Origin of the sequence: Nitrosomonas communis (genome assembly GCF_024102715.1) — a bacterium.
Lineage (GTDB): Bacteria > Pseudomonadota > Gammaproteobacteria > Burkholderiales > Nitrosomonadaceae > Nitrosomonas > Nitrosomonas communis_B.
In genome coordinates this window covers 1-10,576 of record NZ_JAGFJM010000063.1, presented here as the reverse complement: position 1 = coordinate 10,576, position 10,576 = coordinate 1, and the positions used below count along the sequence as shown (strand labels likewise).

Annotated in this window: 7 protein-coding genes and 1 tRNA gene; 6 read left to right on the top strand and 2 right to left on the bottom strand. The window is 45.5% G+C overall.

The window, feature by feature from the left end; genetic code table 11:
• Positions 1–134 precede the first annotated feature (134 nt).
• Positions 135–1,148, top strand: coding sequence for a site-specific integrase (locus tag J5I83_RS06070; RefSeq protein WP_304054194.1), 1,014 nt, complete (start codon positions 135–137; stop codon positions 1,146–1,148).
• A gap of 35 nt (positions 1,149–1,183) precedes the next feature.
• On the opposite strand, the gene J5I83_RS06065 is transcribed toward J5I83_RS06070, so the two are convergent.
• Positions 1,184–1,259: transfer RNA gene (locus J5I83_RS06065), tRNA-Thr, on the bottom strand.
• A gap of 209 nt (positions 1,260–1,468) precedes the next feature.
• Between J5I83_RS06065 and aroQ the strand changes: the two genes are divergently transcribed.
• From aroQ to metH, 5 genes are all read left to right on the top strand, one after another.
• Entirely contained in the window at positions 1,469–1,921 is a 453-nt protein-coding gene (gene aroQ, locus J5I83_RS06060; RefSeq protein ID WP_304054191.1) for a type II 3-dehydroquinate dehydratase, read from the top strand.
• 263 nt (positions 1,922–2,184) lie between these two features.
• Entirely contained in the window at positions 2,185–2,655 is a 471-nt protein-coding gene (gene accB, locus J5I83_RS06055) for an acetyl-CoA carboxylase biotin carboxyl carrier protein (protein ID WP_304054189.1), read from the top strand.
• Between the two features lie 65 nt (positions 2,656–2,720).
• Positions 2,721–4,088: an acetyl-CoA carboxylase biotin carboxylase subunit gene (accC, locus tag J5I83_RS06050; RefSeq protein ID WP_304054188.1), complete on the top strand. Its 1,368-nt coding sequence runs from the start codon at positions 2,721–2,723 to the stop codon at positions 4,086–4,088.
• Positions 4,089–4,126: 38 nt separating this feature from the next.
• Positions 4,127–5,044 (top strand): 50S ribosomal protein L11 methyltransferase, encoded by a 918-nt coding sequence (prmA, locus tag J5I83_RS06045; RefSeq protein WP_304054186.1) that lies wholly within the window; start codon positions 4,127–4,129, stop codon positions 5,042–5,044.
• 331 nt (positions 5,045–5,375) lie between these two features.
• Entirely contained in the window at positions 5,376–9,089 is a 3,714-nt protein-coding gene (gene metH / locus J5I83_RS06040; protein ID WP_304054184.1) for a methionine synthase, read from the top strand.
• A gap of 94 nt (positions 9,090–9,183) precedes the next feature.
• On the opposite strand, the gene J5I83_RS06035 is transcribed toward metH, so the two are convergent.
• Complete coding sequence (locus tag J5I83_RS06035) at positions 9,184–9,987, bottom strand: GGDEF domain-containing protein (protein ID WP_304054182.1); 804 nt, start codon at positions 9,985–9,987, stop codon at positions 9,184–9,186.
• Positions 9,988–10,576: the final 589 nt, after the last annotated feature.

Here is a 10,576-nt window from a genome sequence, read left to right as displayed (position 1 = left end):
AAAGCGGGAATCATCCCCGGTGCCAAATTAGGAAAACGCTGGGCATTTATCGAAGATGACCTTGCCGATCATATCCGCTCGTTATATGCTTCTACTCGGCAAGCGTTGCAAGTGAGACATGAGGAGAAAAAATTATGTCACTCTTTAAACGCGGTAAAACGTGGTGGGTTCGATTCACCACACCAAGCGGCGAGCGCATTAGATGTTCTGCTGCAACAGAAGACAAAACCCAGGCGCAGGAATTCCACGACAAGCTAAAAGCGGAAGCGTGGAGAGTTGTAAAAGTTGGTGAAAAACCAAAATATACCTGGGATGAAGCTGCTTATAAGTGGTTGATGGAAACGCAACACAAAAAAACACATCATGATGATGTTTCCAAAATCAGTTGGCTCCAACAATACCTCCGGGGCAAGTATCTTCATGAGATCACTCGTGAGGAAATTGCAAGGATAGGTGAGTTAAAGTTAAAAACAACCACACCAGCTACAGCAAATCGGTTATTGGCATTGATTCGCTCCATTTTACGGCGGGCTACTCTTGAATGGGAGTGGATTGATAAAGCACCAACTATTAAGTTGTACCGGGAACCCAAGCGACGGATACGTTATTTGAATGCTGATGAAGCCAATAAGCTCATACAGGAGTTGCCGGTGCATTTGGCAGATATTGTGCAATTTTCACTGGCTACAGGTTTGCGGCGAGCAAATGTTACAAAACTTGAGTGGTCCCAAGTTGATATGCGGCGCAATGTTGCATGGATACACGGCGATCAGGCAAAAGCTGGGAAACCAATTCATGTTTCACTCAATTCTACGGCTATGACTGTATTAGAGAGACAAGTTGGAAAACACCCTAAAACGGTATTTACTTATAAAGGTATGCCTATAAAGCAAGTAAATACCAAAGCTTGGCGAAAAGCATTAAAGCGGGCCGGTATCGAGAATTTTCGCTGGCATGATTTGCGTCATACCTGGGCAAGCTGGTTAACACAGAATGGTGTACCGTTGAATGTCATTCAGGAGATGGGCGCATGGGAGTCTTCGGAGATGGTGAGGCGGTATGCACATCTCGCCCCGGCCCAGTTTGCCGCACATGCACGTGTCGTGGATGCCATGTTTTCTGGCACAAATTTGACACAATCGAAGTAAAGAGCTATCAGCAGTTGCGCTAAGTTATTGATTATTGGTGCTGTTGAGAGGAGTCGAACCTCCGACCTACTGATTACGAATCAGTTGCTCTACCAACTGAGCTACAACAGCATTCTGAATGCCAGCAAGAGCGGAATTATAGAGGTTTAAGAAATCGTAAGCAATTATAAGGTTTTTCTAGAAACTAAACATGCTAACGAGAAATTTCAAACCTTGGCAAATTAAACAACCAAATAGAGTAGTCCTCACAATTTCGTTTAATTTCTCTGATTATCTCCAAAAATCTGTACATTTTCAGCAAAAAAAGCCATAATTTTAAAATGACACTTAGAGATATATCGGCTAAAAATATTCTGGTCATCCATGGACCTAATTTGAATCTCCTAGGTATACGAGAGCCCGAGATCTATGGAAAAACGACGTTGGATGATATTAACAGAAAATTGTATGAAATATCGCTAGCTGCTGAAGCAAGGCTGGAAGTTTTTCAAAGCAATAGTGAGGGTGAATTAATAAACCGCGTGCAGCAGGCTATGCGTGATGAAACTGATTTCATTATTATCAATCCCGCAGGCCTGACTCATACCAGCATCGCTTTACGTGATGCCTTAGCAGCGACAGGGTTACCTTTTATTGAAATACATCTCTCCAATATCTATGCGCGTGAGGCATTTCGTCAAAAATCTTACTTTTCTGATCTTGCAATCGGCGTAATCAGCGGTCTAGGAGCGAAAGGCTATGAACTGGCATTACAATCAGTTTTAAGTAAATGATGATTTCCACGAAACCTTCCAATGACTCGCACATGATTTGATCAGGCGCTAATTGACTAAAAATAAAGAACAATGCAATGGATTGATAATATATAGTAATATGCCGCCGCACTTACTCAATCAAATATGCTTTGATGCATTACTTTGTTAGTAAACTATATAAATTTTGTTTTTAACTAAATCTCGCAAACCTTAATGATGACCCACACTCCAGGTTTGATTCTAGGATTAGTCATGAACGGGATGTTCTCGGGAGGCTGTATATGGATCTAAGAAAACTGAAGAAACTAATTGAGTTAGTTGAAGAATATAATATTACCGAGCTAGAAATTACTGAAGGCGAAGAAAAAGTTCGCATCAACAAATCTGGCTACTTGTCACAAAGTTATGCAGCCGCTCCCCAATATTACCAGACAGGCACTGCGCCAACAGCGAGTGTGCCCATCAATATAGCCAATACCATTGCGACAGAAACAGAAGTAAAACCGAGCTTACCGGAAGGGCACATCGTGAAGTCACCGATGGTAGGTACTTTTTACCGCTCTTCCGCGCCTGGTGCGAAACCTTTTGTAGAGACCGGACAAGCCGTTAAAGCCGGTGACACCTTATGTATTATTGAAGCAATGAAACTTCTCAATGAAATAGAAGCCGACAAAGATGGTATCATCAAAGCCATTTTGCTTGAGAATGGGCAGCCAGTTGAATATGGCGAGCCTTTATTTGTGATTGGATGATTCTTCAATTATCCAATCCATCCTTGTAATGTAGCCTTCCAGACTTCACCTCAAATACTTCAAATATGTTTGAGAAAATACTTATTGCTAATCGTGGCGAGATTGCGCTACGCATCCAACGTGCGTGCCGTGCCTTGGGAATTAAAACCGTTGCAGTCCATTCCGAAGCTGATGCTGAAGCAAAATATGTCAAGCTTGCTGACGAATCCGTGTGCATCGGCCCTGCTCCATCTTCACAAAGTTACCTGAATACACCGGCTATCATCAGTGCAGCAGAAGTGACGGACGCCGAAGCAATCCATCCAGGCTATGGTTTTCTATCAGAAAACGCTGATTTCGCTGAACGAGTAGAAAAAAGCGGCTTTATCTTCATTGGTCCCCGACCAGAAACCATACGGTTGATGGGCGATAAAGTCAGCGCAAAAAATGCGATGAGGCAGGCAGGTGTGCCCTGTGTTCCTGGTTCAGATGGTGCACTACCAGAATCGATTGAGGAAATCAAGAAGATTGCTAAGTCGATAGGCTATCCCATTATTATCAAAGCTGCTGGCGGCGGCGGAGGCCGAGGTATGCGCGTAGTGCACACTGAAGCTGCACTTTCAAATGCGGTCATTACGACACGAAATGAAGCCCAAACAGCCTTCGGTAATCCAACCGTTTATGCAGAAAAATATCTGGAAAACCCCAGGCATATTGAGATACAGGTGCTGGTTGACGAATATGGTAATGCAGTACATTTGGGGGAACGAGATTGCTCCATGCAGCGCCGTCATCAAAAAATTATTGAAGAAGCGCCCGCACCGGATATCTCACCACGACTACGCGATAAAATCGGTGAACGTTGCACGGAAGCCTGTCGTCGCATCAATTACCGTGGTGTAGGAACCTTTGAGTTCCTCTACGAAAACAATGAATTCTATTTCATTGAAATGAATACCCGTTTGCAGGTAGAACATCCTGTGACCGAGGCTGTCACTGGTATTGATCTGGTACGGGCGCAGATTCGCGTTGCTGCAGGAGAAAAACTCTTGCTCCGGCAAAAAGATATTGTGATCAAAGGACATGCTATTGAATGCCGTATCAATGCGGAAGATCCCTATAAACTAACACCTTCGGCAGGCCGCATTACCCAGTATCACGCACCGGGTGGGCCGGGGATCCGGGTTGATTCGCACGTTTACCACAACTATATGGTGCCGCCTTATTATGATTCCATGATTGGTAAAATCATCGCTTATGGAGATGATCGGGATCAAACTATTGCCAGAATGCGTATTGCACTTTCGGAAATGGTCGTTAGTGGTATTAAAACGAATATTCCACTCCACCTTGATCTGCTATCTGACGCCAATTTCCTTAGCGGCGGCATTTCGATTCATTATCTTGAACACAAACTTGCCTTGCATAATAAAGCGAGCAAGGAAAATGATTAAGCGGTCTTCTTATTAAAAGAGGTCACTCACAGCGAAATATGTCTTGGGTATCCCTTACTATCGAAATTGATGCCACGCATGTTGAAATTTTAAGTGACAAACTATTTGAGTTAGGCGCCCTATCGGTCGATATTCATGATGCTGCCGCAGGCACTGAGCAAGAACAACCTTTGTTTGATGAGCCCGGTGAACACACGGACGAGGTCTGGACGCAGGCAGCAGTCACTGCCTTATTTGAACAAGACACAAACATCCCTGTAATCATGCAAATGATAACGCAGGCACTTGAACTTGCGACTCAACCCGAGTATCGCTTATCTTGCATACAAGAACAGGACTGGGTCAAATTGACACAAGCACAATTCGATCCCATCAAAATATCATCACGATTATGGATTGTTCCAACCTGGCATCAGCCTCCTGACTCGACAGCAATCAATCTGATTCTTGATCCAGGACGCGCTTTTGGGACCGGCAGCCATCCGACCACTCAGCTTTGCCTCTGCTGGCTGGACAGAAATATACAAGCCAGTGAGACCGTACTCGATTACGGATGTGGTTCGGGTATATTGGCAATTGCTGCCTTAAAGCTCGGCGCAAGTTGTGTGATCGGCATCGATATTGATGCCAACGCCATCGCCGCCAGTTGTGACAATGCAGCACTCAATCAGTGCAATCCGGAAAAAATATTGTTCTCCACTACTTTGGATTCTCTGCCTGCAAAGAGGGAAGTAAATGAGCAGGTCGATAAAGTTGTCGCTAATATCCTAGCCAACCCATTAATCATGCTCGCTCCAATATTGATGCATGCTGTACGAACAGGTGGCTCGATCGCGCTTTCCGGCATACTGGAGGAGCAAGCCAGCGAAGTCATCGATAGCTACCGGCCATGGTTTGACATGGATATTGCCGATAAAAGAGAAGGTTGGGTATTGTTAACGGGCATAAAGAAATAACCACGTTCTGCCGAGAACAACGACACAGGTAATATGCACTGAGCTTGCTATTGCCGCACATGCTACCAATCTTTTCTGGAAAATTCCTGATACTCTTTTTATCGTCCAACATATAAGCGCCGCGCATGCCTATCTTATGTTGTATTTATGTCCCTACGATCTCATTTTTATTAATTTTTTTGAAGTAGAAATATAGAAATAGTCCTGCGAGTCTGTAGTGTGCCATGTTGTTATTAGAGCAATGCATGACTAGATATTTCACCGGGCCATGATGCAGGAGCCATAGGGTATAATCAGTTATTTTGCATTCAATGGAAAAGACTACGCCATCATGACTCATCATCATCGCACCACTTTGTTGGAAAATCTACTTACTCGCCGCATCCTGCTCCTGGATGGCGCGATGGGAACAATGATCCAGAGCCACAAGTTGAGTGAAGCTGATTATCGAGGCAGCCGTTTTGCAGATTTTCCTCATGACCTCAGGGGTAACAATGATCTATTAACGCTGACACAGCCCCAGATCATCCGCTCGATTCATGCACGCTACCTGGAAGCAGGCGCCGATATCATTGAAACCAACACTTTCAACTCCAATACGCCTTCGATGGCTGATTACCATATGCAGGATTTGGTCTATGAGTTGAATTTTATGGGGGCAAAATTAGCGCGTGAAGAAGCGCTTGCAATGGAAAGCAGAACACCGGACAAGCCCCGTTTTGTCGCAGGGGTGATCGGACCCACCACCAAAACGGCTTCCATTTCACCAGATGTGAATGATCCTGGTTTCCGTTCGATCACCTTCGAGCAGCTTGTTACCGATTATTCGGAAGCCATCCATGGATTAGTTGATGGCGGAGTCGATATCCTGCTGGTTGAAACCATTTTCGATACTTTGAATGCCAAAGCTGCATTGTTCGCAATCGATCAGTATTTCGAAAGACATCATCTGCGTTTGCCTATAATGATATCGGTAACGATTACTGATGCTTCCGGGCGCAATCTTTCCGGCCAAACACCAGAAGCCTTCTGGAACTCAGTCAGACATGCACAACCTTTGTCAGTAGGCATTAACTGCGCGCTGGGCGCAGAATTAATGCGTCCTTATGTGGAAGAACTTTCCAATGTAGCTGAGGTATATACCAGCGCCCATCCCAACGCTGGCTTACCGAATCCCCTGTCCGAAACCGGCTATGATGAATCACCCGAATACACCGCGAGTTTGATCAAGGAATTTGCCCAGTCTGGCTTCGTCAATATTGTCGGTGGCTGCTGTGGCACAACACCCGCCCATATTAAAGCGATCGCCGAGGCAGTAGCGGGGATTGCTCCACGAAAAATCCCGGATATCCCCAAGAAACTCCGTCTATCTGGCCTGGAGCCGCTCAATATTGGTGACGACTCGCTGTTCGTCAACGTGGGCGAGCGCACCAATGTTACGGGATCAAAAGCCTTTGCCCGCCTGATACTTAATGACAATTATGCGGAAGCATTAAGCATCGCACGCAGCCAGGTAGAAAATGGCGCGCAAATCATTGACATCAACATGGATGAAGCCATGTTGGATTCACAAAAAGCCATGGTTACCTTTCTTAATCTGATTGCGGCGGAACCAGACATCAGCCGCGTGCCCATCATGATTGATTCCAGCAAATGGACCGTGATTGAGGCAGGCCTGCAATGCATTCAAGGTAAAGCTATTATCAACTCCATCAGCATGAAAGAAGGGGAAGAAGAGTTTATCTATCAAGCCAAGCTTGCACGCCGTTATGGCGCCGCAGTTATTGTGATGGCGTTTGATGAAAGCGGGCAGGCCGACACCCTCGCGCGCAAAGTGGAAATCTGCACGCGGAGTTACCGTGTACTGGTCGATAAGGCTGGTTTCTCAGCTGAAGATATTATTTTTGACCCGAATATCTTTGCCGTTGCAACTGGCATTGAGGAACATAACAATTACGCACTGGACTTCATTGAGGCCGTCCGAGTCATCAAGCAGACTTTGCCTTACGCCAAAATCAGCGGTGGTGTTTCCAATGTTTCCTTTTCTTTCCGCGGAAATGAGCCCATCAGAGAGGCCATCCATACTGCCTTTCTGTATCACGCGATCCAGGAAGGCATGACCATGGGCATCGTCAATGCAGGCCAATTAGGTGTGTATTCTGACATTCCTGGCGATTTACTTGAGCGGGTTGAAGATGTGCTGCTTAACCGCCGCCCTGATGCCACCGAGCGCCTGGTTGAATTCGCTGAAAATTTCAAAGGACAGAAAAAGGAGCAGGTTGAGGATCTTGCCTGGCGTAATGAGCCTGTCCGTCAGCGACTAACGTATGCCCTGGTCAAAGGAATCGCTAACTATATTACTGAAGATACTGAAATCATTCGACAGGAGATTGCAAGCAAAGGTGGACGGCCAATAGAAGTGATCGAAGGCCCCCTTATGGATGGCATGAACGTCGTGGGCGACCTGTTTGGTGCTGGTAAAATGTTTTTGCCCCAAGTGGTTAAATCGGCACGCGTCATGAAACAAGCGGTTGCTTATCTGCTCCCCTATATTGAGGCAGAAAAAAAAATCTCTGGTGACGCCAAACCCAAAGGAAAAATCGTGATTGCCACGGTCAAAGGTGATGTGCATGACATTGGCAAAAATATTGTCACAGTCGTGCTCCAGTGCAATAACTATGAAGTCATCAATATGGGTGTGATGGTGCCAAGTGCGCAAATTCTGGAAACTGCACGCAATGAGAAGGCTGATATCGTTGGCTTATCCGGTTTGATCACCCCTTCCCTCGAAGAAATGGCGCATGTCGCCAAGGAAATGGAACGCGAAGGATTTACCATTCCCCTTCTCATCGGAGGCGCCACGACCTCGCGCGTGCATACCGCTGTGAAAATTGCCCCACATTATAGCGGAGTGACAGTATGGGTACCCGATGCCAGCCGCGCTGTCGGCGTGTGCAGCCAGTTAATGTCCGAGGATCAGCATATTGTGTACAAACAAGAAATCAAGGCCGGGCAAGAAAAAATCCGCGCCCAGCAGAAAAATAAAAAAGGACCAGCGCAATTGCTCTCTCTCGCAGAAGCGCGCGCCAATGCGTTGAAAATAGATTGGCAACACTACACGCCGGCTGAGCCAAGTTTCATAGGCATTCGAACGCTGAATAACTATCCCTTGGAAGCGCTGGTACCTTATATTGATTGGACGCCCTTCTTCCAGGCTTGGGAATTATCCGGACGCTATCCGGCTATTCTAGAAGATGAGGTAGTGGGCGAGGCTGCCAGCAACTTGTTCCGTGATGCACAAAGCATGCTGAAAAAGATCATTGAACAAAAATGGCTCACAGCCAATGCTGTCATCGGTCTCTTCCCAGCCAACTCAGTCAATCACGACGATATCGAAATTTACTCGGATAAATCTCGCACCAAAGTGCTGATGACCTACCACACTTTACGGCAGCAAACAGTCAAGCCAGCAGGACGTCCCAATTTATGCTTAGCCGATTTTATTGCGCCTAAAGAAAGCGGCATCATTGATACGATTGGATTATTTGCTGTCGGAGCGGGTTTTGGTATCGATGAGCGTGTCAAGGCGTTCGAAGCGGCCCATGATGATTATAATGCCATCATACTAAAAGCTTTAGCTGATCGCTTGGCCGAGGCCTTTGCCGAACACATGCATGCACGTGTACGACGGGAATTCTGGGGTTATGCCAAGGATGAAACCCTAACCAACGAGCAGCTTATCAATGAAGAATATCAGGGAATTCGCCCCGCCCCAGGTTATCCGGCCTGTCCTGATCATACCGAAAAAGGACCGCTGTTTGCCTTACTCGAGGCTGAAAAAAGAGCAGGCATTATTATTACTGAATCTTACGCCATGGTCCCCACCGCAGCCGTATCTGGTTTTTATTTCTCGCATCCGGAATCCACTTATTTCGCCGTGGGTAAAATTGGTAAAGATCAAGTAGAAGATTACGCCAGAAGAAAAGGATGGGCAATCGATGAAGCAGAGAAATGGCTTGCTCCCACACTGGCATATGAACGCTGAGTGTTCACCTCTTACAAAAACCAAAATGTCCCCTCAATCTTGCCTAGTAGTGAGGCAGTAACTGCCAATGCAAGTTACTGCAAAACTATTAAAGTCATGAGGCAATTTCTATGTGGGATTTGCCGGTATTTTTTGCGCGAAATAACGCTTCATCAGCACGCTTAATCACTGAATACTGGTGCTCATAGGCCTGACGTAATGCCACCCCTCCGCTGAAGGTGATCGATACTGGCTGATTATTTGTATTTAGTATAGGTTTGTCAGCCAGGATATGCTGCAACCGCTGTATCACGCCTACCGCCTGGTCTATACGGGTATCAGGCAATAAGATGACAAATTCCTCACCACCGTAGCGTGCAACCACATCGCTTGGACGCAACGCACCTTTCACCATTTTCGCAAAATAGATCAAAACATTATCACCAAATGAATAACCATACATCTCGTTAATTTCCTGGAAGTTATCCAAATCGATCAGTACAGCGCACAGCGGATCTTTGCTCCTGTCTGCACGTGCAGCCTCGCACGCAAAATGTTCATCCAGTCCGCGCCGGTTAAACAAGCCCGTCATCTGGTCTGTATGCACCAATTCCCTGATGAGTTCCAGCTCATATCTCAGGGATTCAATTTTACGCTCTGCATAGAAGATCTTTTCTCGTACGCTAGACATCTCATCGTTCTGATGCAAATCCCTGGTTTCAGACAATACATTGTCTAGAATGCTGATTATTTCACTAACATCATGGGTTTTCCTAATCCTCCATGCATATTGCTCAACGCGCTGATAATATTCATCTACAGTAAGCAATGATTTGCTGTCGCCTTTACCTGCTCCATTTTCCTCTTCAACACCAACTGACTTAACCAGCCTCAATTGCGTTTCACTCAAAGTTTGCACGATAATGTAATCTCCTACTAATAGCGACGTAAACAGGATGATTATTCTAGATAAGCCCAAGTCTGATTAATTGGGGGGAGGAGAATCTGTCTCAAGATAATCTACCATGGTTGTAGGTTAGCAAATCTAATACATTTCAATAAATGAAATTAAAATGGAAATCTCGCTTTGTTCAAGATTTACAGTCACCGGCTGATTTCTCGCTAGACGCACTGGCATCAGTCTTTTTCGCTGAATCAGAGAGATAATTCTGATTATGCTGCTTCAATACTTGTTGCACTCCATCAACTGATTTCTTGATCTCAAAATAGCTAGCCAGATACCAGCTAACTCTCACTTACGCAAAGTGAGAGTTAGCACACAAATTTTCTTCTTTTCAATCGAAGGTTCCACTGAGAATCAAGCCTCACTTGGCATCCCAAAGCACCAGCAGGTGGTCGCATTGCCAAAGCTGGTAGCATGTTTAATAACGTGAGTTCGACATAAGAAAAAGCAGTAAAAAGAACCTAAATTCCTTATGATGAGGCTATTTTGAAAAAGTATTTCATCACGAGAGGAGCCAGGTTCTAATGTATACTATATTGATATT